The sequence below is a fragment of the Mesorhizobium sp. WSM4850 genome (genome assembly GCF_055811735.1).
The window spans coordinates 42,312-66,439 of the sequence record NZ_JBVVPV010000036.1 but is presented as its reverse complement, the minus strand read 5'-3'; the positions used below and the strand labels follow the sequence as shown (position 1 = coordinate 66,439).

The window sequence follows — 24,128 nt, the reverse complement described above, 5'->3', positions numbered from 1 at the left end:
AAACCACCCCTCCTCCAGCCTTTTTGTGTGTTGTGTGCTGCTCGTTTCCCCACCCCATCATAAAAAAAACCCCCCCCCACCCCCCCCCGCCCCCGCCCCCCCCCCCGCCCCCCCCCCCCCCGCGGCGTATGGATGTCAGGCCTTCCAATACCATCCGGCGGCATGCCAGGATGCGACGCGGGTGTTGGAATTTGCCTCGAAACCCTCCAGCCCCTCCTTGCAGCCAAACACGTTGGTGTAGGCAAACAGAGGCAGGAACGGCAGATCCTGACGGACGATTTCCTGCACGCGCAGATAGATGGCGCGCCGCTGTTCCCGATCGAAGGTGCGGGCGCCCTTCTCGAGCAGCGCATCGACCTCCGGGTTGGAGTATTGGCCTGTGTTCGAGCCCTTTCCGCCCTTGGCGACGATCGCCTTGGTATGCAGGCGGTTGAAAACGTCGGGGTCGCCCGCGATGAGATTGGTTACACCGGAGATGGCTGACTCGAACTGCGATTTGAGCCAGAAATCGCCCCACATGACGGCGGCCGGCAGGTTCGAGATGGTCATCTCGACGCCGATCTCGGCGAATGTCTGCTGCAGGAACTGCTGCGTCTGCTCGCGCAAATGGTTGCCGGAAGTGGTGGAGTTGGCGAACGACAGACGCACCCCGTCCTTCGCCCGTATTCCATCGGCTCCGGGCACCCAGCCGGCCTCGTCGAGGATCTGGCCCGCGCGCTCGATGTTGAACTCCTGCGCCGGCAGGTTCGGATTGTAGTAGTAGGAATTCTGCGGCATGAACGTCTCGGTAGGGGTGTGGACCCCGTAATAAAGTGCTTCGAGGATCGCTTTCCTGTCGATTGCGGCGTAGAGCGCCTGGCGGACCGCCGGATCCTTGAATTGCGGCTTCTCAAGATTGAGATAGATCGACTCGACCGATGACCCGCGCTCCAACATGACCACCCGATCCGATAGTTTGCTGGCTTCCGCGTAGTGGTCGGCGGTTATGAATGCCTGGTCGACAAGATCGATGTCGCCGCTCTTGAACTGGGTATAGAGCACTGTCATGTCGGGGATGTATTTGAAGACGAGCCGCTCCAAATAGGGACCCTCCCCGGCATAATCCGCGTTCGCGACGAGTTCGATATGGTCGCCGGCAGTGCGCTGCGCCCATTTGAATGCGCCAGTGCCGACAGGCGCCTGATTGAAGGCGGCGGCGTTGGGGTCGGCCTCTTTTTCGAGGATGTGCTTGGGAACCATGAAGGTTTCGGCGAGAAACGACAAATAGGGGGCGAAAGCCTCCTCCATCCGCCAGGTGAGCTCGGTCGGCGAGACCACCTTGATATCGCGCACCAGGGAATGGCCCGCCGTGCGCCACGCGCGGAATTTCGGATTGGTGATGAGCTCGAGAGTGAATTTCACGTCATCGGCAGTGAAAGGCTCGCCGTCGTGCCAGCGGACGTCATCACGCAGGCGGATGCGCCACACAAGTCCGTCCTCTGAAATGCCGCCGTTTTTCTGGCTGGGCACTTCGACAACGAGATTGGGCTGAAGAACACCCTTAGGGTCCATGCGAACGAGTGCATCAAACACCGAGAAATGCACAGCGTCGTCGCACTCGGTATGCGGCATCAGTGGATTGAAGACGGTGGGTTCCTGCGAAAATCCGACGACGACGCGGCCGGTTGGGCTCGCTGGAGGCTTCTGGGCGAAGGCGGGTTTGCCCAACAGATTGGGCGCAATGAGGCCTGCAGCCCCGCCTATCGCCATCAACCGCAGTGCATCGCGTCGCGAGTAGTTTGATTTGGTGTTTGAGTGTTCAGTCATTGGAATTCCCCTTGTTCTGGCGGTATCCGCCGTGGCTCTTACCCATTTGCTGCAACCGGACGGGTAGATCCCGGCTGCTCTCCAGGAATCGCCGCCACCAGCTCACGTGTGTAGGCTGATTGCGGGTCGAGGAAGATTTGCGATGGCGGTCCCCGTTCGACGATCCGCCCTTTCTGCATCACCGCGATTTCGTCGCAGATCTGGCTGGCGACGCGCAAATCGTGGGTGATGAAGATCATCGAAACGCCGGTCTCTCGCTGGATCTGGTCGAGCAGCTGCAGGATCTGGGCCTGGATCGACACGTCCAGCGCCGAGACAGCTTCGTCGGCGATCAGCAGCTTCGGCTTGAACATCAGTGCCCGGGCGATACCGATGCGCTGGCGCTGTCCACCGGAAAATTCATGCGGAAAGCGATCAAAGGCGCCGGCATCGAGGCCGACATGGGCCAGCAGCGCCTTCGCCTCTTCACGCGCCTGGGCATAGGGCGTGCCGTGGGCGACCGGGCCAACGGTCAGGATGTGGCCGATCGTCGAGCGCGGGTTGAGCGAGGCGAAGGGATCCTGGAAGATCATCTGGACCCGCGGCCGCAGCGGGCGGAATTCGGCTTCGGAAAGCTTGGCGATGTCGCGGCCCTCGAACAGAATCCCGCCGCCGTCGCTGTCCAGCAGCTTGATCAAAAGCCGACCAAGCGACGATTTGCCGGAACCACTTTCGCCGACAACGCCCAGCGTGCGCCCGGGCGCCAGATCGAACGAGACCTCGTTGACCGCGGGCACGACGCGCTGCGCGCTGAACAGGGAACTGCCGCTGCGGTAGGTCTTCATCAGGCCTTCGACCTTCAGGATCGGCGCTTTGTCGGCCGTCTCCAGGGGAACGCGGTCCTCACCGGTCAGGTGCGGGACGGCTGCGATAAGGCGCCTTGTGTAGGGATGGCCCGGCGACTTCAGGACCTGCTGAGCGCTACCCTGCTCGACGATGTGACCCTTCTCCATCACGACGACGCTGTCTGCGATCTCGGCCACCACCCCGAAGTCATGGGTGATGAACATGACGCTCATTCCCTTGCGGCGCTGAATGTCGCGGATCAGCTCCAGAATCTGTGCCTGCGTGGTCACGTCGAGCGCGGTCGTCGGTTCATCCGCGATCAGGATCGTCGGCTCGAGTGCCAGCGCCATGGCGATCATCACCCGCTGCCGCTGCCCGCCGGAGAGGCGGAACGGATACTGGTGGTACATGAGTTCCGGGTCCGGCAGCCCCACTTCGGTCAGCAGCCCGACAGCGCGGCCGCGACGGGATTTCGGAGTGCCGACGCCGTGCGCCGCCATGACCTCGTCGATCTGTGCACCCACGGTCATCAAGGGATTGAGCGCCGACAGCGGGTCCTGGAAGATCATCGACACCACTCGGCCGCGCAGGCTGCGCAGCTTGTCCTGCGGCATGCCTACGATGTTCATTCCATCGAGGTGGATGGCGCCCGAGGAGACGCGGATCACGTTGGGCAGCAACCCCATGATGGCGTTCGCGGTGACCGACTTGCCGGATCCGGATTCGCCAATGACGCACAGGATCTGGCCGCGTTTCAGATCAAAGGAGATGTTCTCGACGGCATAAGTCCGTTCCATGCCCTTCGGCAAATTCACCGTGAGGTCGCGCACCGAAAGCGCCACATCGGCGGGGGCTACAGGCTGGATCCTTGCGACCATTGCGATCATCTCCCGTTTGAACCGAGCGGGTCCACACTGTTGCGGACCACATCATCGCGCTTTGAGCAGAAGCGCCTCACTATAGCGTCCGTCGTCTGGTCATCTCGGCGCTTCGAGCGCTGAGGCTGCGAGAGACGGATTCTGCTCATCCTGGCGGCTCCCTTGATGAAATTCGGTCCGTGGACCGGACACTGTTCCCTTTTGTTGGAGAACTCTCCGAAGGCGTAAGCCCTGCCTATCGGAAGTCCTCTGGAGCTTACCGTTATAAGGAAGGGTTGCTCCGTTCTTTCAGCCAGTTTGACTGTTCTGTCTCCGCATAGTCGTCGAAATTAGGCCCTCGGGCGGCAGGAACTTCTGAAAAGAACGTCAGGTTCGGCATTTCACTCTGCTCCCGTTCCGGCGCAGAAAACCGGGATCAGACAACCAGGTCCTTCTTCCGCTAATTTGTGCGCGACAGGCCTTGCGTCACTGCGCGCCGCGTCCCGAAAAGCCCATGCCGTAGATCACGCGACTGGATGAAGTGTACTCCTGCTTGCCCCTGCGAGGTTGGGGCCAGCGAGCGCTTTTCGGCAACAATTGCCTGTTCCAAGGGCTGCAAACCGCAGGAAATTCCGTCCAGGCATGAACTCCGCAGCCTGCCTCTGCGGGCCGCAGGCTAGGATGTTTCAAATTTACCGGAGTCCCATCCATGCCCGCGCCGCTCATTCACATCGAGTCCAGCCCATCCCTGCCTCGCGAGGCGGACGTCGTCGTCATCGGCGGCGGCGTGGTCGGCGTATTCACGGCCTATTATCTCGCACGCCGCGGCATCAGCGTTGCCCTGCTGGAGAAGGGGCGCGTTGCCGCCGAACAGTCCAGCCGCAACTGGGGCTGGTGCCGTCAGCAGAACCGTGACGCACGCGAGTTGCCGATGGCAACCAGGAGCCTCGATCTCTGGGAAAAAGTGGCGCAGGAGACCGGCGAGGACACCGGCTTCCGCCGCTGCGGCCTGCTCTATCTCTCGCAGGACGAAAGCGAGCTGGCAGGCTGGGCAAAGTGGCGCGATTTCGCAAGGACGGTTGGCGTCACGACGCATGTGCTGAGCACGCAAGAAGCCACCGAACGGGGCAAGGCGACCGGCCGCAAATGGAAAGGCGGCGTGTTCTCGCCAACTGACGGAACGGCCGATCCATCAAAGGCGGTGCCGGTTGCCGCGCGCGGCATCATGGCGGCCGGCGGCACCGTGCATCAAAATTGCGCGGCGCGCGGGCTGGAACTGAGCGCCGGCCGGGTCAGCGGCGTCGTTACAGAAGCCGGAACCATCCGCACAACGACCGTGGTCATGGCCGGAGGCGCGTGGGCTTCTTCCTTCTGCAACCAGCTTGGTATCCGTTTCCCGCAAGCTGCCGTGCGTCAGTCCATTCTAGCCGTAGCGCCGGGAGCAGAAGGCCTGCCGGATGCGCTGCATACCGCGCGCGTCTCGCTGACGCGGCGCAGCAACGGCGGATACGCGCTGGCGATCAGCGGGCGGGCGCGAGTCGATCCAACGCCGCAGCAGCTCAGGTTCAGCCGCGAGTTCGTGCCCATGTTCGCCCGCCGCTGGCGCAGTCTGGCCCCGGGAGCGTTCGAGGGCTGGCGTCAAGGTCATGAAAGCCTGAGGAAATGGGTACTTGACGACGTGACTCCAATGGAACGGAATCGGATTCTCGACCCCAAGCCTGACATGAGGCAGATTCGCCTGACCTATCGAAGAGCCTGCGAATTGCTGCCCGAGTTCCAGCGCGTCGCGATTTCTCATGCTTGGGCGGGCTATGTCGACAGCACGCCCGATGGCGTCCCGGCAATTGGTGAAGTGGGGGGGATTCCGGGCTTTCTTCTCGCCGCGGGATTTAGCGGCCACGGCTTCGGGATCGGCCCCGGCGCTGGACATATGATCGCCGATATCATCACCGGCAGCGAGCCGATCGTCGATCCGCGTCCCTATAGGCCTGAGCGTCTGAATTCAGCTGCGTGGGGCAAGGTCGCCGAATTCTGAGAAGACCGTTTGCCAAGCTACATCAGGTCGCACACGAGATCGGGGCCGCGAGGCGGCCAGCACTGAAAACAGGGCCAGCACTGAAAACGGGGAAAGTGACGATGCGCGAATATGAGATTGCCGCCATTCCTGCCGACGGGATCGGCCCAGAGGTCATTGCCGCCGGTCTCCAGGCGCTTGAGGCGCTGCAGCGGCGCTGCGGCGACTTCAAGCTGCGCGTCCAGCACTTCGACTGGGGCTCAGACTACTACAAGGCGCATGGTCGGATGATGCCCGAAGATGGGGTGGCGCAACTGAAGCGCTTCGACGCTATCTTCTTTGGCGCGGTAGGCGCTCCCGATGTGCCCGACGACATCACGCTCTGGGGCCTCCGGCTGCCGATTTGTCAGGGCTTTGATCAATACGCGAACGTGCGGCCGACCAGGATATTGCCCGGTATTGTTTCGCCGCTGGCCGGCGTTGGCCCTGGCGATCTGGATTGGGTGATCGTGCGGGAGAATTCCGAGGGCGAGTATTCGGGCCACGGCGGCCGAGCCCATCGCGGCCTCCCCGAGGAGGTCGGAACCGAGGTCGCGATCTTCACGCGCGTCGGCGTCACCCGCATCATGCGCTATGCATTCCGGCTGGCGCAATCACGGCCGCGAAAGCTCCTGACAGTCGTTACAAAATCCAACGCGCAGCGTCACGGCATGGTAATGTGGGACGAAATCGCAGCCGAGGTCGCGCCGGAATTTCCGGACGTCTCCTGGGACAAGATGTTGGTCGATGCTATGACAGTGCGTATGACGTTGAAACCGCGGAGCCTCGATACGATCGTCGCCACCAATCTCCACGCCGACATATTGTCGGACCTTGCGGGCGCGCTCGCGGGCAGCCTCGGCGTTGCACCGACCGCCAACATTGATCCCGAGCGGCGCTATCCCTCGATGTTCGAGCCAATTCACGGCTCGGCATTCGACATCGCCGGCAAGGGTATTGCCAACCCGGTCGCCACCTTCTGGACCGCCGCCCAGATGCTCGAACATCTGGGCGAGAGCGCAGCGGCCGCCCGGTTGATGAACGCTGTGGAATCGGTGACGAATGAGGGCGTGCTGACGCCGGACGTCGGAGGGACAGCGACCACGCAGGAGGTGACGGACGCCGTCTGCCGGACGATCCGCGGTTCCAACGTTTGACAGGTTTCCAATGAAGCTCGACAAGATCGACATCAAGATCTTATCCCAACTGCAGAAGAACGGGCGGGTCACGAATGTCGAGCTCGCCGACCTGGTGAACCTTTCACCGAGCCCTTGCCTGATGCGGGTGAAGAAGCTTCAGACGGAAGGCTTCATCACCGGCTATTCCGCCCAGATCGATGTGTCCAAGCTCGGGCAGACTCTGACGATCTTCACCGAAGTCACGCTCAAGCACCACCAACAGAACGACTTCGCGAGATTTCTCACCGCAATTCAGAAAGTCGATTCTGTCATCGAATGCCATCTGGTATCAGGCGGTTACGACTACCTTGTGAAGTTTGTCACAGCGGGCATCAGCGAGTACCAGACGATCATGGAGCGCATGATCGAACTGGATATCGGAATCGACAAATATTTCAGCTTCGTCGTGCTGAAGTCACCGATCGTCAAATCCCATTTGCCTCTCGACGCGATATTCGACAGATGAGAAAGAGGCTGCCGCGCGCATGCGGCGGCAGCCTGGACGATCATCCCTTCATCGCCGACCGCACGTCCTGGTCCTCGAGGGTTTGATCCAGGGTCATCCGGGTGCGTTCGAGGATTCCATCAATATCGTCATCGGTGCAGCAGAGCGGCGGCGCAAAGCCGAGAATGCCGCTGTTGAAGGCGCGGATGACAAGGCCGTTCGCCCACGCGCGCTCGAAAATGCGGCGCCCCGGATCGGCCGCCGCCGGCAGCGGCGTCTTGCGCTCCTTGTCGGTGACCAACTCGATTGCTGCCAGCATGCCACGGCCGCGAATGTCGCCAACCAGCGGGTGGTCGGCGAGCGAGCGAAGGCCTTCCATCAGGCGCTTGCCGGCCTTGCGCCCGTTCTCGAGCAAGCTGTCTTCGTAGAGACGCAGGCATTCGAGCCCGACCGCCGCGCTCACGGGATGGGCCGAATAAGTATAGCCATGGCCGACAGGCGCTTTGCCGGCTCCGTCTGCGATCGTATTGTACACATGGTCCGAGATGAAGACGGCCCCCATCGGCACGTAGCCCGAGGTCAGTCCCTTCGCCGTGGTCATGAGATCCGGCACGACCTCGTCTTCCTCACAGGCGAAGAGAGGGCCGGTGCGGCCAAAGGCAGTGATGACTTCGTCGACAACGAACAGGATGTCATGTTCCTTGCACACGGCGTGCAGAGCCTTCAGCCAACCTGTCGGTGGAACGAGGACACCGCCCGAGCCCTGGATGGGTTCGGCGTAGAAGGCGGCAACGCGGCCCGCGCCGAGTTCCGCGATTTTGGCCCGCAGGGCCGCGACCGATGCATCGATGATCGCCTGCGGGTCGGAACCGACCGGATTGCGATAGGCGTAGTGCGAGGGAATCTTGTGCTGCCAGTCGTAAGGCACGCCGAAACCCGCATGGAAAGCCGGAATCGCGGTCAGGCCGGACCCCGCCGTCGAGGAGCCATGGTAGCCATGCTCGACCGAGATGAACTGGTCCTTCTGTGGCGTGCCCTTGGCATGGTGGTAATAGCGAATGAAGCGGATCGTGCTGTCGATTGCGTCGGAGCCGCCAAGCGTGAAATACACATGGTTCAAATCGCCGGGCGCCAGTTCGGCAAGCCTGGCAGCAAGGCGAATGGCAGGCTCGGACCCCAGCCCGAAATATCCCGTGGCATAGGGAAGCTCTCTCAGCTGCTTTGCGGCTGCTTCAACGATACTTTCCTGGCCGTAGCCGAGGTTTACACACCATAGACCGGCGAATCCGTCCAGCAGGGTTTTCCCGCTTGCATCGGTCACCGTTGCGCCCTTGGCGGATTTGAGCACCCGCACGCCCGTCTCCTCGTGGCTCCGATAGCATGAAAACGGGTGAACCAGATGTGCGCGATCGAGTTCGATCAGTGAATTTGCCAGCATTTCTTCCTCCGATTCAACCGAGTGCCTGATTTAACCGAGTGCCTGATTTAACCAAGTGCCTGACTGACCAACGCATATGTGCGATGATGCGCCGGCTTGCTTTCCCTGTGCGTGGCCATGGAGCGTCGCATCGTGATCCCCCCGCCGACGTGCGCGAGGCCGCGCCCGGTGAGCCATTCAGCAAGATCCGTTGAGACGTCGGTATCGACACGGACGAACTCGCCCTGATGATGGGCGAGCAGAAAGTCGATCAGGGCCTTGGCCTCGGTACCATTCCTCGCCACCACCGGGCCGATGACCAGCCCCCGGCCGAATGGCCGGATGGCGGAAAAGGCCTGGGTATTGCCTTCATCGCGAATGACAGCGAACTTCGCGCGCTCGAAAAGCCGCCTCATCAGCGCCGAACGGTCATGGCCAAACGCCTCGCGATCCAGCACCTCGATACGAGCAAGATCGCCGATCTCTGCCCAGGATACACGGGCCGGCGCCGAAACTGCCAACGCCTCGCCCTGATGCTGCACGATCTCGCCAGTCGTTACGAAGCCCAGCTTCTCATAGAGCGGCAGGCCTTCCTGTGTCGCCGTCAGGCAACAGGTGCGCTCACCCGCCTTGGCCAGCGCCTCTTCCATCATCTTTCGGCCGAGTCCGCGGCCGCGCATGGCCGCATCGACGATCACCATGTTGATGGCGGCGGCATTGTCGCCGTAGGGGGTCATCATGATCGTCGCCACCACGCGTTGTTCTTCCAGAGCGACGATCCCCTGGCTGATCGAATGGGCCAGTTCCCAATCGTCGCGACGATGCGGCCATTTAACTTGGCGAGACAACTCGACAGCACCTTCCAGGTGCCCCGGTGTCATCTCTTCAAGGATGATCTGTCGTGTGGTCATGATGAATTTCCAGCCTTCGTCTTCAGGTGCTAACGGTAGACCACCAAAGACAGCAGTTCCTCCCGACCGGCAGCCAAGCGCGACCCGTTTTCACTATCCTTCGCCGCTCGTGCCGCATCTTCTGCCGAAGCATGGCCGACAGGCCGCGCTGCTCCCAAAGCTCGAAAGGGCAACTGGCGCAACTCTCTGCCAAACCGGCGATGCAATACGAAACGATCTGCTTCAGGTCGCGGCGAATGCGGCCGTTTGTCTTCCAGATCTCCGACTATGGTGATTGTGGTACAGGCACGCTGTGCCGAGAAAACCAGGAGGATGGTCGCCATGTCGACGCTTAGACCGAAATACATCACCTTCGACTGCTACGGCACGCTCACCAATTTCGATATGGCCGGCGCGGCGCGGCGCGTCTACGGTGAGCGCCTCTCCCCAGAGGCAATGGCCAGCTTCGTGGAGGCTTTTAGGGGCTATCGCCTTGACGAGGTGCTGGGGCCATGGAAACCCTTCCTCGAGGTGGTGCAGAATTCCATCGAACGCAGCTGCAAGCGCATCGGTATCCAGTTCAAACCCGAAGACGCCCAACGCATCTATGACGAAGTGCCGACCTGGGGTCCGCACCCCGACGTCCCGGCTGGCCTGTCCAGAGTAGCCAAGGAAATCCCACTGGTGATCCTGTCCAACTCCATGAACAGCCTGATCATGTCGAATGTGGAAAAGCTCGGCGCGCCCTTTCACACCGTCATCACCGCCGAAGAGGTTGGCGCCTACAAGCCGCTGATGAAGGGCTTTGAATACATGCTCGACAAGCTCGGCTGCGGCCCGGAGGACATCACTCATGTCTCCTCCTCCTTCCGCTACGATCTCATGACCGCCTACGATCTCGGCATCAAGAGCAAGGTCTGGGTGAACCGCGGCCACGAGCCCGCGAACCCCTTCTACGAATATACCGAGATCAAGGATATCGGCGGGCTGGCCGCCGCGGTCGGCCTGGAGCCCGTTCGGGAAGTTGCTTGAGGCCGGCGGGCGTCCGGCCATCGCGGCCTTCGAAGTATCGAATCGGGTAGGAGGGAGCCTTTCGGCGTCCCTCCTCCCACACCACCATGCGTACGGTTCCGTACACGGCGGTTCGTGTCGCGCTCGGCTTGAGGTCCTCAATGCCCGCCGCCCTATTGGCGCCCAGCCTTATCTTGCGGGTTCCTCCCGCTACTTCCGGCTCAGGCCCTCTCGCGAGGTACCTGCCCAAGGCGCTCGGAAATGAAGTCCGACCTCCATCGACACGTTCAGCCCTTCACCGGTTGGTCCGGCTACTACGGCCTCTGCTGACTCCTGCCGACCCACCCCGGCGCGCACCACGCGCCATGCCTGGCGCACAATGAGAAAGGGGCGGTTTCGACCGCCCCTTTCTGATTCTGGTGCCGCTGTTGCGACTCCGGCAAAGCCTACTGGTTCAACCCGCCGACGTGAAGCGTCTTGACCTCGAGATATTCGTCGATGCCGAGCTGCGATCCTTCCCGCCCCACGCCTGACTGCTTGACACCGCCGAAAGGCGCAACCTCGGTCGAGATCAGGCCGGTATTGAGCCCGACCATGCCGAACTCCAGCGCCTCGGCGACACGCCATGAGCGCTTGAGGTCGTCGGTGTAGAAGTAGGCGGCAAGGCCGAACGGCGTAGCGTTCGCGATGGTGATGGCCTCTTCCTCCGTCTCGAAGCGAAAAAGCGGCGCCACCGGACCGAAGGTCTCTTCCGATGCCAGGAGCATCTCGGTGGTAGCCTCCCCCAGGACGACGGGCCGTGCATATTGCCTGCCGTCCGGCACTGCCTCGCTTTGGGCGAGGATCTGCGCGCCTTTCGTCTTCGCATCCGCGATGTGACGCTCGATCTTGTCGATCGCGGCCGCGTTGATCATCGGGCCGATCTCAGTGCCGTCGTCGGTCCCCGCGCCAACCTTCATCCGCGTCACGCGCTGGCTCAGCTTTTCGGCGAAAGCGTCGTAAACGCCTTCCTGCACGAGAATCCGGTTCGCGCAAACGCAGGTTTGACCGCCATTACGGAACTTGGATACGATCACACCTTCAACTGCGTTATCCAGATCGGCGTCGTCAAAAACGATAAAGGGCGCGTTGCCGCCAAGCTCCAGGCTCAGCCGCTTGATGCTGTCGGCCGCGCCACGCATGAGCAGCGCGCCGACGCGGGTCGAACCGGTGAACGAGATCTTGCGCACCGTTTCGTTGGCCATCAGCTCTTTGCCGATCTCGCCCGGCATGCCGGTCACGATGTTGATAACGCCTGCCGGGATGCCCGCCCGCTCCGCCAGGACACCGAGCGCGAGCGCCGAAAAGGGTGTGAACTCCGACGGCTTGATGACAACCGTGCAGCCGGCGGCCAGCGCCGGTGCTACTTTGCGCGTGATCATCGCGTTGGGGAAATTCCACGGCGTGATGATGGCACAGACGCCGACTGCTTCCTTGAGAACCAGAATGCGTCGATCGGCGGTGGGTGACGGAATGGTCGAGCCACCGATGCGGCGCGCCTCCTCCGCAAACCATTTCACGAAAGATGCGCCGTAGCGGATTTCCGCCGACGCCTCGGCAAGCGGCTTACCCTGTTCCAGCGTCAGCAGAAGCGCCAAATCCTGTTCGTGCTGGCGAATGAGGTCGTGCCATCGCTCCAGCAATCTCGCACGCTCGGCATGGGTCGTCTTCTTCCAGCTTTTGAATGCCTCGGCCGCAGCAGCGATAGCGGCCCTGGTGTCGTCGCCGCCCATATCGGGAACGCTGCCAAGAACGGCCAGGGTGGCAGGGTTGGTGACCTCGACGGCGGCCTTTGTATCCGCTTCCCGCCACACACCGCCAATCAACGCCTGCTGGCGGAACAGGTCCGCATCGTCAAACGTGCCAATCTTGGTTATCGCATTCATGGTCTTTCCTCTGCCCTTTCAGCTCAACGCCGCAAGCACGGCTTGCGTGATTGTTTCAGTCCGGTCCTTGCCTGCGATCGTGCCAATGCCCCGCGCGGTTATGGACTCGATTGCCGACATCACTTCTGCCGCAGCATGCCCCTCGCCCAGATGCTCGAGCATCATCGCACCGGACCAGATCGCGGCGATCGGATTGGCGACACCGAGATGCGCGATGTCGGGCGCCGAACCGTGGACCGGTTCGAACATGGAAGGCGCACTGCGATCGGGATTGATATTGGCGGAGGCGGCGTAACCCAGCCCGCCCTGAATGGCCGCTCCAATATCGGTGAGGATGTCGCCAAACAGGTTCGAGGCGACGATCACGTCGAGGCTTTCCGGCGCCAGCACCATGCGGGCGGCAATGGCGTCGATGTGGTAGTGCGAGACCTCGACATCGGCATAGTCCTTCGCCACCTCACGCGTGACCTCATCCCAGAAAACCATGGAATGCTTTTGGGCGTTGGATTTGGTCACGGATGCGAGCTTCTTGCCGCGCGCCAGCGCCTGTTCGAAACCGAAACGCATGATCCGTTCGACACCGGCACGCGTGAAGATTGACGTCTCAATCGCGACCTCATTGGCCGTGCCGGAATGCACGCGCCCGCCGGCGCCGGAATATTCGCCTTCCGTATTCTCGCGAATGCACAGGATGTCGAAACCATCGGAGCGGAGGGGCCCCTGAACGCCCGGCAACAGCCTGTGCGGCCGTATGTTGGCGTACTGCGTGAACCCTTTCCGGATCGGCAGCAGCAGTCCGTGAAGCGATACTGAGTCGGGTACTTCCGCGGGCCAGCCTACAGCGCCGAGATAGATCGCATCGAATTTTCGGAGTGTCTCGATGCCGTCTGGCGGCATCATTGCGCCGGTTTCCAGGTAGTAGGCGCACGACCATGGGAAGCGTGTGCCATCAAGGGCGAAACCGCCCCGTTTGGCCGCGGCCTGCATCACCTGCCATGCCGCCCCGGTCACGTCCTTGCCGATGCCGTCGCCGGGGATGAGCGCTATGTCATAGGTCTTCATCGATCGAGGTCCTCATTCGCACTAGCGGAACCATAGCGGACCGCGTGCCGCATTTTTCGTCGAGAATGAGCGGCCCGACAGCGTCGAATCGCGTCGGGCCGAACTTGGATAGTCGATTGTTCTGGAACCGCCGCGCGCTCTACTCGGCCGTACCTTGAGCACTGAACTCAGTCGTAAACGCAGACGTAGATCTTGCGCACGGTCTCGATCGTGCGCCAGACACCCACGAAACCGGGCTTCATCACGAAACTGTCGCCGGCGCGGTAAGTCTTGGTCTCGCCGCCCTTCTCCTCGATTTCGATGAGGCCCGAAAGGATATGGCAAAACTCGTAGGTGGTGCCCTTGATCGAATGCGTCTCGCCGGGGGTGGCTTCCCAGACGCCGGTCAGAACCTTCTCACCTTTCGAGGCATCCTGCGCCCAGCTCTTGAAGGATGGAGTGCCGGAAATGAGCCGCTCAGGCAGCGGCAATGCCTCCTTCGGCGTGAAGGCGGGATTTGTGTCAATCGTGGTCAGCAGTGACATGTGGGTCTCCTGGTTAGTAGCCGAGTGTCCGATCGATGAGGCCGATCAGTTCTTCGCCGGCGCGGTGGCGCCGGACGTTGTCGACGGCGGCTTGCGCCGCCGTATGTGGTTGTGTCACCGAGGCAATGTGCGGCGTTATCATCACCTTCGGATGCGACCACAGCGGATGGTCTTCCGGGAGCGGTTCCGGATCAGTGACATCAAGCATCGCCGCGGATACGTGGCCTCTGTCGAGCGCGTCGATCAGCGCGGCCTGGTCGAGTTGCGGACCCCTGCCGACATGCAGCAGGCGCGCCCCTGCTGGCAGCAAGGAGAAGAGTTTTGCATCGAGAATGCCGCTGGTTTCCTGCGTCAGCGGTAGCAGGCAGACGAGAATATCCGTCTGCTTCAGAAAGCGGGGCAACTGATCGGCGCCGTGAAAACAGGTGACTCCCTCTATCCGCTTTTCGCTGCGGCTCCACCCGGCAAGCGGAAACTGGAATGGCTTCAGGCGCTCGATAGCCGCCTGCGCCAGCATGCCAAGACCAAGAAAGCCGACCCGGCGCTCGGCCGCCTGTCGAGCGGCAATCGGCTGCCAGAGGCACCTTTTCTGCTGCTCGAGATAGGCGGGCATCTCCCGGTGGAGCGCCAACACGCCAAGCGCGACGTATTCCTGCATCATGCGGATGATGCCGTCCTCGACCATGCGCACCAGCTTCACATGGCTCGGCACGACGTCCTGCTTGAACTGGTCGACGCCGGCTCCGATCGAAAACAGCACTTCCAGATTGCGATAGCGGGAGATGTCGTCCGGCACCGTCCATGTGATGAGATAGCGCACCTTCTCCGGCTCCATCTCCTCGCCGGAATGGAAGAATTCCAGATCCGGGAGTTCGCGCGCGAAGATCTCGCGGAACACCGCGGCACGCGCCACATCGGAATTGAAAAGGAATGCCATGGAACCCGCCTCTAGTTCACGCCGCGAGACGCGCGCCGAGATCCTCGATCATGCTCTGGCAGGCAGCAAGCTCACCGATCTCGATGTATTCATTGGGACGATGCGCGCGGGAAATTTCGCCAGGGCCGCAAATGATCGCATCGATACCGGCCTGCTGATAAAGTCCGGCCTCGGTGCCGTAACTGACCGCTGTGAGCGGCTCCTGCCCGGTCAGCTCGGTCAGAACGGCCGCCAGCTTGCTCCCATCCGCCGGCGCAAGGGCAGGATAGGAACTCAACTCGTGCCAAGCCACCTCGAAGCCGCTGTCGCGTAGATCGAAAAGCCGTGCTTTGACCGGCTCGAGCAGGGATGCCGGAGAAACGCCCGGCACGGCACGCACCTCGATATCGGCTGTGCAGTGGCCAGCGATGATGTTGACGGCTTGTCCACCGGCGATGACGCCCACCTGCAAGGAAGAATATGGGGGCTCGAAATTGTGATCGAGCGGGCCGCCGGCGAGGGATTGGCCGTATGCCACCGCGTGCGTGATGACGCCGGCCATGGCGTGCACGGCATTGAGGCCGAGATCGGGGCGTGACGAATGACCGGATCGCCCGATCACCTCGAGCCGCGCGGCGGCCTTCCCCTTGTGCGCGCGCACAGGCTGCATCCGGCTCGGCTCGCCGACAATCGCGCCAAGCGGCCTCTCGCATAGGCTCGGCAACGCAGCCAAGAGATGCGGCACACCACGGCACCCCGCCTCTTCGTCATAGGAGAATGCGAAATGAACTGGCTGCCGCAGGTTCATTGCCGCAAGTCCTGGCAGCGCGGCCAATGCGCAGGCGAGAAAGCCCTTCATGTCGGTGGTGCCGCGGCCGTAAAGCCTGCCGCCCTCGCGACGCAGGACGAACGGATCGGAGCTCCATTCCGGCTCGCCGGCCGGCACGACATCCATATGTCCGGAGATGACGTAGCCCCGACCGGCACGCGGGCCGACCGTGACGAACAGGTTGGACCGGTCGCCCTCGGGACCGGGCAGAACCGTCACCTCGGCTCCGGCTGCCTGACAGTAGTCGCGGATCCAATCGACGATCTCACCGTTTGGCGTGCCCACAACTGAGGGAAACGCAATCAGGGTCGCGAGGATTTCTTCCACGTTCATGGCTGTCCGCTCTGCTTGCACACTGTAGGTTGCGACCAGCCTATCCCTGAGCAGCAGTGTTCCCTGCCGAATCGCGTCGTGCTTTGGCTGAAGATTGCGAAAAAACGCCTCGAACCAGCGAAACCTGCTGGCGTTCCCGTGTAATGCTGCTGCAAATGAGGCCTGTCGCAAACATGGCTATCGGCGCCAGGATTTAACACCGCGTGCCCTGGGCATTCGTTGAAAGACATTCGTTGAAGGAGCGGATCGACTGAGATGCAGAGATCAGTACGCCTGAAATCCTTTGAACTGGTCGCGCGAGACATCAATGATGTCGATGTTGATCTGCTGCATGCACTGTCGATTTCGGTCCGCTGGCCGCATCGCCCAAAAGACTGGGATCTGTTGCGCCGCGCCGGCCACGGCATCGTCGCCGTTGACGGAATTGGGCGCGTCTTCGGAAGCGCGATGTGGTTTCCCCAAGGGGACGATTTTGCCACCATCGGCCTGGTGATCACGACGCCTCGCGCACAGGCGCAGGGAGGCGGCCGATGGCTCATGGACCAGGTCCTCGAGCAGTGCGGGGATCGCAATCTGGCCCTGAATGCCACCCATGCCGCCTATCCTCTGTATGTGTCGCTCGGCTTCACGAACGAGGCGATCGTCTACATGCGCCAGGGCGAGATCCCACAAAAACTCCCGCCAATGCCAGCTCCGGATGGTGAATTAAGTGATCTGCCCAGCGGCAGACTTCGCGAGATCACCGAACTGGACGCGCGCGCATTCGGGACCAACCGTGCAAGGCTGCTTGCGTTGCTCTCGGAGGATGCCTCGATCGCCACTTTGAGTCGCGGCGGCGAGGTCGTTGGCTATTCCATGTGTCGCGAGTTCGGGCGCGGCCATGTGATTGGTCCCACAATAGCCCGAAACGACCAGGACGCGGTCCACCTCACAGCCGTCCATCTGAACAAGCTGGCAGGTCGATTCGCCCGCGTCGATACGCGCGAGAAGGATGGCGTGTTTGCCGAGTTTCTGCAGCAGAGCGGCCTCGGCATTGCCGAGACCGTGACGACGATGTCCAAAGGCCGCCGCTTTCTGAACCGCGAAAGCAACGGGCCCTGGGTCTATGGATTGGCCAGCCACGCCTGGAGCTGAATGCAAGCACGCTATCGCCGTCAAGCAGCAGAGGTGCGGGTTCGCGTTGCGCAACGCGATCTGAACGAAGCTTGTCGCCCAACGGGCCCTACGCCCTCACAACGACTCCAGCGCCCTGGACATGCGTTCGAGCCCTCTGCGCAACAGCGGACGAGGGCAACCGACATTGAGGCGAATGAAGCCTTCACCGCCGGGCCCATAGACGCGCCCGTCGTACAAATTGACCCCGGCTCGGTCGACGAAAAAGCGTTGAACGCCTCCGACCCTCCGATCGAGCCCGCGCGCATCCAGCCACACCAGGAAGGAAGCGTCCGGCCGCATCGGTGTGATGCCCGGCAGGCGATCCTCGGCGAACTTGAGGACGAAATCGACATTGCCGCCGATGTAGCGCGTCAGCTGATCCAGCCAAGGCGCGCCGGTGCTGTAGGCGACCTCTAGCGCCAGCCGTCCAAAGAAGTTGGCATTGACCATGAACGATGCCTGCATGGTAGCCAGAAGCGCCTCGCGCCGCTGCTTGTTGACAACCGACACGGTTGCGGAGGGCACGCCGGCCAGATTGAAGGTCTTCGTTGGAGCCGTGCAGATGAATGACTTTTCCGCGGCATCCTCCGAGAGGGACGAGAAGACGATGTGCGGGCGATCCGACAATCTGATATCGCAATGGATGTCATCGGATATGACAAGGATGCCGTAGCGCTCGCAGACATCGTTCAGCGCCGTCAATTCCCCGCGCGTCCACACCTTTCCAGCTGGATTGTGCGGATTACACAACAGGAAGGCCTTGGCGCCGGCTGCCAGTTTCGCGAAGTTCTCCAGGTCGAGTTCATATCGGTTATCCTGCAACCTTAGCCTGTTGACCAGCAGCTTCCTGCCGTTCCCCTGAATCACTTCGAAATAGGGCGAGTAGATGGGAGACTGCACGATCACCCCGTCCCCGGGCTTCGTGAAGGTCCGAAGCATCGCGGCTACCGACGGCATGATCGCAGGCGCCGGCAGCAGCGATTCCAGTGCCGGCGACCAGCCGTGCCGACGCGCGAACCATGATTGCACAATCTCGTAGTGACGGGGGTCGCGGCGGGTATAGCCATAGATTCCATGGTCAGCCGCTTCGCGTAGCCGCGCGATGACGGTTTCAGGCGCGCGAAAATCCATGTCCGCGGTCCACAGCGAAAGCAGATCTTCGCCCTCGACCCGAGGCGAGAATTCGTCCCACTGATTGGCCCATTTGACTGACCCAAACTGGTGGCGATCATAGATCCTGTCGAAGTCGATCATTCCAACATTTCTTTCCGCAACCGTCGGTTGCGATGCATCTACACACGTCATTGCCTGGTTTCCGGTGTGGTTTTTGCCGCTCGCGGCTGCTCGAACTTTTGGCGGGCTATTAGAGGATTTGCGCCGCGTGCCTCGCTGCTGAAACTGCCTGTCGCACATCCGCTTCCTAGCTCTTGTGGCCGCGCGCCAACGCGCGCTCCATCGACTGCGAGTACCGGGACATTCCGAAGCAAAAAATCCAGTAGACCAGCCCGGCGAAAAGATAGCCGGTCGAGGAGATCGTCGGCCCGGCCCAGTTCGGATCGACTCGCGCCGTTTCGACGGCTCTCAGGAAGTCCGCAATGCCGACGATCGCTACCAGCGTCGTGTCCTTGAACAGCCCGATGAAGGTAGAGACGATGCCTGGGATAACGATAGTGAGCGCCTGCGGCAGGATGATCAGACGCATCATGGTGAAATAGCTGACGCCGAGCGCCTTTGCCGCCTCATTTTGCCCCTTCGGGATCGCCTGAAGGCCTGCGCGCACCACCTCGGCCATGTAGGCCGACGAGAACAGCGCTATTGCAATCAGCGGACGCAGCAGCCGATCGGGCGTCAGATAGTCGGGGACGAAGAGCGGCATCATGAAATTCGCCATGAACAGCACCGTGATGAACGGCACACCCCTGACGACCTCGATGAAGATCACACACACTGCCCTGACGAAGGGAAGCTCCGATCGTCGGCCAAGCGCGAGAAGCACGCCGAGCGGCAGCGAGAAGACGATGCCCACGATCGACATGAGCAGCGTGATCAGCAGCCCACCCCACAAGACGGTATCGATGACCGGCAGATTGAAGGACGCGACACCGCGCAACAACGCGAAGGCGACGACCGGGTAGGCAACAAAGAACAGCATAGCCGCCACGTTGCGCCGCGGCGCCCGTTTCCACAGCAGCCAGGCGATCAGCACGGCGCCGATCGCCAGCGTCAGGTCCACCCGCCAGCGCTCGGAAACCGGATATGCCCCGTAACGGAAATAGTCGAATTTCTCGACGATGAACGGCCAACACGCGCCCTCAGGGTTGGCGCGGCATTCTTCCTGTCCGCCGGCCCAGACTGCATCCAAGACTGTAAAACGCACGAACTGATGCAAAAGCCATGCGGCGAGAACTGTGAAGCAGATCGTCAGAACGCCGGAGAACGGCGTCGAGAACAGGTTCTTTCTGATCCAGGTCGCCGGGCTCGGCCGGATTCCACAAGGCGGCGCCATAGGCGGCAGAAGCGGAGCGCTAACGAGGTGCGGATGCAGGGACTGGCCGCTCATGCATCACCTCTCGACAATCGCGAAACGTTGATTGAACGCGTTCATGGTCATCGACATGACGAGGGAGATCGCGAGGTAGACCGACAGCGTAATCGCCATCACCTGGACGGCGGCGCCAGTCTGGTTGAGCACCGTTCCCGCGAAAACCTGAACGAGATCGGGGTAGCCGATAAACACGGCGAGTGAGGAATTCTTCGTGAGATTCAGGTACTGGCTGGTCAGGGGCGGTATGATGATGCGCAGTGCCTGCGGAACAATGACCAGGCGAAGCGTTTTGCCCGGCGCAAGCCCGAGCGCATGGGCGGCTTCGGTCTGGCCTTTCGGCACAGCCTGGATCCCGCTGCGGACAATTTCCGCGATAAAGGAAGCGGTGTAGACGGACAGACCGATCAGAAGAGCCGCGAACTCCGGATAAAGCTGGTGTCCACCGCGGTAATTGAACCCTTTCAACTCTGGCGTCACGAACGACACCGGCGAACCGACCAGGAGGAAGACGATCAGAGGCAGTCCGATCAAGGCAGCGAGGCTGACCCAAAGCACGGGCAGCTGCTTTCCGGTGCGGTTCTGTGCGCGTCTGGCGTAGGACCAAAAAGCGACGCAGAAGAAGCTGGCCGCCAAGAATGCAAGTCCCACGGTACCTGCTCCTGCGTAGAGCTGGATTTCCGGAATGATGAGACCGCGATTGTTCAGATAGATGCCGCCGGGGAGTTCGATCGACGCCCTCGGCGCAGGCAGCGCTTTCAGGACTGCATTGTACCAGAACAAAAGCTGCAGCAATAACGGGATGTTGCGTATGATCTCTACATAGGAGGCCGCGACTTTTGAAACGATCCAGTTCGGTGACAGACGGGCAATGCCGACGACAAAGCCCAAGATTGTGGCCAGGACGATTCCAAGCAAGCTCACATAGAGCGTGTTGACCACGCCCACCCAGAACGCTTGGCCGTAGGTGGAGAGCGTGTCGTAGGGGATCAGCGTCTGATTGATGTCAAAGCCGGCGGCCTCGTTCCAGAAGCCGAAAGACAGCGGAATCCCGCGTGCCCTCATGTTCGACGCAGTCTGAACGGCAATGCCCACGGCCAAAGCCAGCAGGCTGGCCGCTAGCAAAAGTTGATAGATGACGCCGCGGACCTTGGCGTCGTGCAGGGACAGGCTCCTGCGCGAGGGCGCGGCGAGCAGCACGTCGGACATGACCCTGTTCCTGTGTTGATGTGGACTTAGACGCCGGCGCAATCGCTGGCGTCTTGTGGACCAACCCAGCCTAGCGGATCGGCGGGGCGTACTGGAGACCGCCCTCACTCCAAAGAGCGTTCAGGCCGCGCTCCATCTTGAGCGGCGAGGCCTTGCCGATATTGCGATCGAACACTTCGCCATAGTTGCCGACCTGCCTGATAACGTCCACGGACCAGGTATCGCCAAGCCCGAGATCCTTTCCGAGGCTGCCCTCCGCTCCGAGCAGCCGGCGAATGTTCGGGTTGTCCGACGACTTCATTTCATCGACATTCTGCTGGGTTACGCCCAATTCTTCGGCTGCGACCATGACAAGGAGCGTCCATTTGGCCACGTTGAGCCAATGATCATCGCCCTGCCGCACGGCTGGCCCAAGCGGCTCCTTGGAGATGAGTTCGGGAAGCACGATGCTGTCGTCGCCCTTCGCCATGCGCTGGCGCGATGCATTCAAAGTGGACGTATCGGCGGAGAGGACGTCGCAGCGACCTTCGTCGTATGCCTTTACGACGGCTTCTTCATCGGCAAACCCGACGGTCGAGAATGTCATCGAATGCGACCGGAAGTAATCGGCGAGATTCAATTCTGTCGTCGTGCCCTGGGTGACGCAGATGGATGCGCCATCCAGATCCTTGGCCGAACCGACGTTCTCCGCTTTGCGGACCATAAAACCCTGGCCATCGTAGAAATACGTGCCCGCAAAAAGTATTCCGAGAGACGTGTCGCGCGATGATGTCCAGGTTGCGTTATGTGCGAGTATATCGATCTCGCCCGACTGAAGCGCGGTGAACCGGTCCTTCGGCGTAAGCGGAATGAACCTTACCTTCTGCGCATCGCCCAGAACCGCTGCTGCAACAGCGCGACAATAGTCGACCACGAACCCGGTCCATTTGCCCTCATTGTCTGGAAGGCTAAATCCGGCCGTCGCTGAGTTGGTTCCGCAGGTCAGAACTCCGTTCTTCCTAACATTGTCGATCGTCGCGGCGGACGCGTTGGATACAACGAGCCCTACCGCTGCTCCGACCAGACTCTTGAGAATTGCTCGCATCTTGGTTCCCCTTATTTTTTGTGGAGCACAAAGGTTGCGCAGGCCTCATTATTGGTCAAATTCATTCTCGTCATGTTGACTATGAGGTCTGCTCATACAATGGCTGCACTCGTAATGGTTTCAGCCGTGTGTCTCCTGTTTATTTCTTCTGTTCTCTCTCAGAAACAATTTCTCTCTTTTTAATCTGTGACTCAGAGTAGATGTTTGAGAGAACTTCTTTGAGCCAGATCGTCCCTGGGTCCGTGGCCATCTGCGGATGAAGGAGCAACCACGCGCTCACGTTTGGGATCGGCAGGGGCGGCGAAAGGAGAGTCACTTCACTCGCTTTATCAAGGATTTGGAGGATTCCGTCACCACAATGAGCAACAAGTTCGGTGCCTCGCAAGACCCACGGAAGTGCCAGATAATTCGATATCGTCGCGACCACGTTCCGCCGCAAACCAAGCTCCTTGAGCGCGGCATCCGCAAGTCCGCTGGAAACACCATCGGCGGAAACCTGCAAGTGAGACGCTGACAGATATGTCTCCAATGACATCGCCGAACTTGCGATTTGGCTGCCGCTCCAAACTGCGCAGAAGAGACGATCCTGGCCCAGTTCGATCTTCAAAAGGCTTGGGTCATCCTTGATCACTGCTCCAGTCAATGCACAGTCGATCTGTCGAAGATGAACCGAGGACGGGATATCGAGCCCGTTCGCTGGAATAATATTCAAGGTGGCACCGGGCGCCTGCCTGGAAAACTCCCGCAGAAGACGGGGTATGATTATCATCGCATGGTAGTCGGTGAGTCCGACACGAAAGTTCCGCCGCGTGGTTGCGGGATCGAAAGTTTGATGGCGATCAATCGAGGCTCGAATCGTTGCCAATCCGGCCGAAATGTCTGGCAGAAGCTCAACCGCGCGCGGGGTCGGCCTCATAACGCCTCCATCGCGCGTGAACAGCTTATCGCCGAAAAGGTGCCGCAGCCTGGACAAGGAATGGCTGATCGCAGATTGCGTTCTTCCCAATTCGCATGCCGTACGCGTGACGCTTCTTTCGCGCATCATGACGTCGAACACGCGCAGCAAATTCAGGTCGAGGTCATCGAAGCTCATGAGCCGAAAAGGCCTTGGTTTTTCATCATGAGACGAGAACGTCCACGTGGCGTTCGAACACGCAATCCTCGTTCCGCTTCTGGCGCTGGTCCATCCGTTCAGCCACAACGCTTCCTAAGCCGCTCGAGTTCGGGCACATCGACCTGGGTCACTGCGCTGATTGCAATGACTTTCTCCGCGCGGAGCCTGGACAACTGCCGCGAGACGGTCTCGATGGTCAGCCCGAGAAAATCGGCAACGTCACCGCGCGTGAGCGGCAGAATAAACTTGCGGCCCTTCTGCTCGCTGTCCGCTGAGGGATCGAGGTGCGTGGCGATGAGATAAAGGAAGCTGGCGACCTTCTCGGCAGCCGTCTTCCGCCCCAGCGTGACCATCCATTCGCGGGCTTCATCGAGTTCCCTGAGCGTCTGCTCCATCAACCGACGCTCCAGTTTGGGATTCGCCGCGATCAACCGTTCCAGACCGCTCTTCGACACGCGGCAGAGATCGACGTCGGACGCAGCTTCGGCAGTTACGGCACTGTCAGGCGTGAAAAGTCGCCCGAGGAAATCCGGGGCGAACTGCAGCCCGACGATCTGCTGGCGGCCGTCTTCCAGCACCTTGGTCAGCTTGACTACGCCCCGCATTACATTCGCATAGGACTCGACGGGCATGCCCTCCGCGGCGAGTTCCTCTCCGGCAGAATGCCGGGCCAGGCGCGTGTGGCGCGAAAGCGCAACAAGCGCGGCCGAATCGAGCACGCCGCACATTCCCTTGTGCCGGGCCTCGCAGCTCCGGCAAAGCACGGGAATGTCGGAGTTGTGTATGTCCTTGCGGTTCGTGTCCATGGCGCTGTCGGGAATATCGGACACTCCGGCGCCGAATGCCAGCGTGGCGTACACAAGGTTCGCATATTGCCGCAGACGCAGCCGATCCAGAGACTCGTCCGCAGGTTTGATCCATGTCAAGAGAGCTCCGGCCGTTGCCGGATAACG

General features: G+C 61.1%; 20 protein-coding genes. 5 read left to right on the top strand and 15 right to left on the bottom strand.

The window, feature by feature from the left end; genetic code table 11:
- Positions 1-135: 135 nt before the first annotated feature.
- Positions 136-1,806 (bottom strand): peptide ABC transporter substrate-binding protein, encoded by a 1,671-nt coding sequence (locus AC0L2Z_RS26390; protein WP_287223062.1) that lies wholly within the window; start codon positions 1,804-1,806, stop codon positions 136-138.
- Positions 1,807-1,844: 38 nt separating this feature from the next.
- Positions 1,845-3,509: an ABC transporter ATP-binding protein gene (locus AC0L2Z_RS26385; protein ID WP_473629700.1), complete on the bottom strand. Its 1,665-nt coding sequence runs from the start codon at positions 3,507-3,509 to the stop codon at positions 1,845-1,847.
- 688 nt (positions 3,510-4,197) lie between these two features.
- Here AC0L2Z_RS26385 and AC0L2Z_RS26380 point away from each other — a divergent pair.
- The 3 genes from AC0L2Z_RS26380 (at position 4,198) to AC0L2Z_RS26370 (ending at position 7,185) form a co-directional block, all read left to right on the top strand.
- Positions 4,198-5,523 carry an NAD(P)/FAD-dependent oxidoreductase gene (locus AC0L2Z_RS26380; protein ID WP_473629699.1) on the top strand — a complete coding sequence of 442 codons (1,326 nt, stop codon included), beginning with the start codon at positions 4,198-4,200 and terminating at the stop codon, positions 5,521-5,523.
- A gap of 101 nt (positions 5,524-5,624) precedes the next feature.
- Entirely contained in the window at positions 5,625-6,698 is a 1,074-nt protein-coding gene (locus tag AC0L2Z_RS26375; protein WP_473629698.1) for a tartrate dehydrogenase, read from the top strand.
- 10 nt (positions 6,699-6,708) lie between these two features.
- On the top strand, positions 6,709-7,185 hold the full coding sequence (locus tag AC0L2Z_RS26370) for an Lrp/AsnC family transcriptional regulator (protein WP_023798454.1): 477 nt from the start codon (positions 6,709-6,711) through the stop codon (positions 7,183-7,185).
- Between the two features lie 40 nt (positions 7,186-7,225).
- Here the strand turns inward: AC0L2Z_RS26370 and AC0L2Z_RS26365 are convergent, their stop codons facing one another.
- Both AC0L2Z_RS26365 and AC0L2Z_RS26360 read right to left on the bottom strand, forming a co-directional pair.
- On the bottom strand, positions 7,226-8,602 hold the full coding sequence (locus AC0L2Z_RS26365) for an aspartate aminotransferase family protein (RefSeq protein ID WP_287305649.1): 1,377 nt from the start codon (positions 8,600-8,602) through the stop codon (positions 7,226-7,228).
- Between the two features lie 47 nt (positions 8,603-8,649).
- Positions 8,650-9,492, bottom strand: a complete 843-nt coding sequence (locus AC0L2Z_RS26360) for a GNAT family N-acetyltransferase (protein WP_473629697.1) — start codon at positions 9,490-9,492, stop codon at positions 8,650-8,652.
- A 321-nt stretch (positions 9,493-9,813) separates the two neighbouring features.
- Here AC0L2Z_RS26360 and AC0L2Z_RS26355 point away from each other — a divergent pair, with 321 nt between their 5' ends.
- Complete coding sequence (locus tag AC0L2Z_RS26355) at positions 9,814-10,503, top strand: haloacid dehalogenase type II (protein WP_473516661.1); 690 nt, start codon at positions 9,814-9,816, stop codon at positions 10,501-10,503.
- Positions 10,504-10,928: 425 nt separating this feature from the next.
- On the opposite strand, the gene AC0L2Z_RS26350 is transcribed toward AC0L2Z_RS26355, so the two are convergent.
- The 5 genes from AC0L2Z_RS26350 to argE all read right to left on the bottom strand — a co-directional run bounded on the left by AC0L2Z_RS26350 (position 10,929) and on the right by argE (position 16,071).
- Positions 10,929-12,407, bottom strand: coding sequence for an NAD-dependent succinate-semialdehyde dehydrogenase (locus AC0L2Z_RS26350; RefSeq protein ID WP_473629696.1), 1,479 nt, complete (start codon positions 12,405-12,407; stop codon positions 10,929-10,931).
- Between the two features lie 18 nt (positions 12,408-12,425).
- The gene (locus AC0L2Z_RS26345) at positions 12,426-13,469 is read right to left on the bottom strand and encodes a tartrate dehydrogenase (protein WP_473524927.1); all 1,044 of its coding nucleotides are present in this window, start codon (positions 13,467-13,469) and stop codon (positions 12,426-12,428) included.
- A 167-nt stretch (positions 13,470-13,636) separates the two neighbouring features.
- Positions 13,637-13,993, bottom strand: a complete 357-nt coding sequence (locus AC0L2Z_RS26340) for a cupin domain-containing protein (RefSeq protein ID WP_023798459.1) — start codon at positions 13,991-13,993, stop codon at positions 13,637-13,639.
- A 13-nt stretch (positions 13,994-14,006) separates the two neighbouring features.
- A complete protein-coding gene (locus AC0L2Z_RS26335) occupies positions 14,007-14,930 on the bottom strand; it encodes a 2-hydroxyacid dehydrogenase (protein WP_473524926.1) in 924 nt (307 codons plus the stop codon).
- A 16-nt stretch (positions 14,931-14,946) separates the two neighbouring features.
- Positions 14,947-16,071 (bottom strand): acetylornithine deacetylase, encoded by a 1,125-nt coding sequence (argE, locus tag AC0L2Z_RS26330; protein WP_473629695.1) that lies wholly within the window; start codon positions 16,069-16,071, stop codon positions 14,947-14,949.
- 255 nt (positions 16,072-16,326) lie between these two features.
- Here argE and AC0L2Z_RS26325 point away from each other — a divergent pair, with 255 nt between their 5' ends.
- Positions 16,327-17,205, top strand: a complete 879-nt coding sequence (locus AC0L2Z_RS26325) for a GNAT family N-acetyltransferase (RefSeq protein ID WP_473629694.1) — start codon at positions 16,327-16,329, stop codon at positions 17,203-17,205.
- A 96-nt stretch (positions 17,206-17,301) separates the two neighbouring features.
- Here the strand turns inward: AC0L2Z_RS26325 and AC0L2Z_RS26320 are convergent, their stop codons facing one another.
- The 6 genes from AC0L2Z_RS26320 to AC0L2Z_RS26295 form a co-directional block, all read right to left on the bottom strand.
- Positions 17,302-18,480, bottom strand: coding sequence for a MalY/PatB family protein (locus AC0L2Z_RS26320; protein ID WP_473516665.1), 1,179 nt, complete (start codon positions 18,478-18,480; stop codon positions 17,302-17,304).
- A gap of 166 nt (positions 18,481-18,646) precedes the next feature.
- Positions 18,647-19,786, bottom strand: coding sequence for an amino acid ABC transporter permease (locus AC0L2Z_RS26315; protein ID WP_473516666.1), 1,140 nt, complete (start codon positions 19,784-19,786; stop codon positions 18,647-18,649).
- Positions 19,787-19,789: 3 nt separating this feature from the next.
- Positions 19,790-20,977: an amino acid ABC transporter permease gene (locus AC0L2Z_RS26310; RefSeq protein ID WP_473516667.1), complete on the bottom strand. Its 1,188-nt coding sequence runs from the start codon at positions 20,975-20,977 to the stop codon at positions 19,790-19,792.
- A gap of 70 nt (positions 20,978-21,047) precedes the next feature.
- Entirely contained in the window at positions 21,048-22,061 is a 1,014-nt protein-coding gene (locus AC0L2Z_RS26305) for an amino acid ABC transporter substrate-binding protein (protein WP_473629693.1), read from the bottom strand.
- 139 nt (positions 22,062-22,200) lie between these two features.
- On the bottom strand, positions 22,201-23,154 hold the full coding sequence (locus tag AC0L2Z_RS26300; RefSeq protein ID WP_287122213.1) for a LysR family transcriptional regulator: 954 nt from the start codon (positions 23,152-23,154) through the stop codon (positions 22,201-22,203).
- A 98-nt stretch (positions 23,155-23,252) separates the two neighbouring features.
- Positions 23,253-24,101 carry a Crp/Fnr family transcriptional regulator gene (locus AC0L2Z_RS26295; protein WP_473629692.1) on the bottom strand — a complete coding sequence of 283 codons (849 nt, stop codon included), beginning with the start codon at positions 24,099-24,101 and terminating at the stop codon, positions 23,253-23,255.
- Positions 24,102-24,128: the final 27 nt, after the last annotated feature.

What these genes read in the sequence shown, in the direction of transcription:
- AC0L2Z_RS26390 (WP_287223062.1), bottom strand. Translation starts at nt 1,806, where the DNA reads ATGACTGAACACTCAAACACCAAATCAAACTACTCGCGACGCGATGCA.
- AC0L2Z_RS26385 (WP_473629700.1), bottom strand. Translation starts at nt 3,509, where the DNA reads ATGGTCGCAAGGATCCAGCCTGTAGCCCCCGCCGATGTGGCGCTTTCG.
- AC0L2Z_RS26380 (WP_473629699.1), top strand. Translation starts at nt 4,198, where the DNA reads ATGCCCGCGCCGCTCATTCACATCGAGTCCAGCCCATCCCTGCCTCGC.
- AC0L2Z_RS26375 (WP_473629698.1), top strand. Translation starts at nt 5,625, where the DNA reads ATGCGCGAATATGAGATTGCCGCCATTCCTGCCGACGGGATCGGCCCA.
- AC0L2Z_RS26370 (WP_023798454.1), top strand. Translation starts at nt 6,709, where the DNA reads ATGAAGCTCGACAAGATCGACATCAAGATCTTATCCCAACTGCAGAAG.
- AC0L2Z_RS26365 (WP_287305649.1), bottom strand. Translation starts at nt 8,602, where the DNA reads ATGCTGGCAAATTCACTGATCGAACTCGATCGCGCACATCTGGTTCAC.
- AC0L2Z_RS26360 (WP_473629697.1), bottom strand. Translation starts at nt 9,492, where the DNA reads ATGACCACACGACAGATCATCCTTGAAGAGATGACACCGGGGCACCTG.
- AC0L2Z_RS26355 (WP_473516661.1), top strand. Translation starts at nt 9,814, where the DNA reads ATGTCGACGCTTAGACCGAAATACATCACCTTCGACTGCTACGGCACG.
- AC0L2Z_RS26350 (WP_473629696.1), bottom strand. Translation starts at nt 12,407, where the DNA reads ATGAATGCGATAACCAAGATTGGCACGTTTGACGATGCGGACCTGTTC.
- AC0L2Z_RS26345 (WP_473524927.1), bottom strand. Translation starts at nt 13,469, where the DNA reads ATGAAGACCTATGACATAGCGCTCATCCCCGGCGACGGCATCGGCAAG.
- AC0L2Z_RS26340 (WP_023798459.1), bottom strand. Translation starts at nt 13,993, where the DNA reads ATGTCACTGCTGACCACGATTGACACAAATCCCGCCTTCACGCCGAAG.
- AC0L2Z_RS26335 (WP_473524926.1), bottom strand. Translation starts at nt 14,930, where the DNA reads ATGGCATTCCTTTTCAATTCCGATGTGGCGCGTGCCGCGGTGTTCCGC.
- argE (WP_473629695.1), bottom strand. Translation starts at nt 16,071, where the DNA reads ATGAACGTGGAAGAAATCCTCGCGACCCTGATTGCGTTTCCCTCAGTT.
- AC0L2Z_RS26325 (WP_473629694.1), top strand. Translation starts at nt 16,327, where the DNA reads ATGCAGAGATCAGTACGCCTGAAATCCTTTGAACTGGTCGCGCGAGAC.
- AC0L2Z_RS26320 (WP_473516665.1), bottom strand. Translation starts at nt 18,480, where the DNA reads ATGATCGACTTCGACAGGATCTATGATCGCCACCAGTTTGGGTCAGTC.
- AC0L2Z_RS26315 (WP_473516666.1), bottom strand. Translation starts at nt 19,786, where the DNA reads ATGAGCGGCCAGTCCCTGCATCCGCACCTCGTTAGCGCTCCGCTTCTG.
- AC0L2Z_RS26310 (WP_473516667.1), bottom strand. Translation starts at nt 20,977, where the DNA reads ATGTCCGACGTGCTGCTCGCCGCGCCCTCGCGCAGGAGCCTGTCCCTG.
- AC0L2Z_RS26305 (WP_473629693.1), bottom strand. Translation starts at nt 22,061, where the DNA reads ATGCGAGCAATTCTCAAGAGTCTGGTCGGAGCAGCGGTAGGGCTCGTT.
- AC0L2Z_RS26300 (WP_287122213.1), bottom strand. Translation starts at nt 23,154, where the DNA reads ATGAGCTTCGATGACCTCGACCTGAATTTGCTGCGCGTGTTCGACGTC.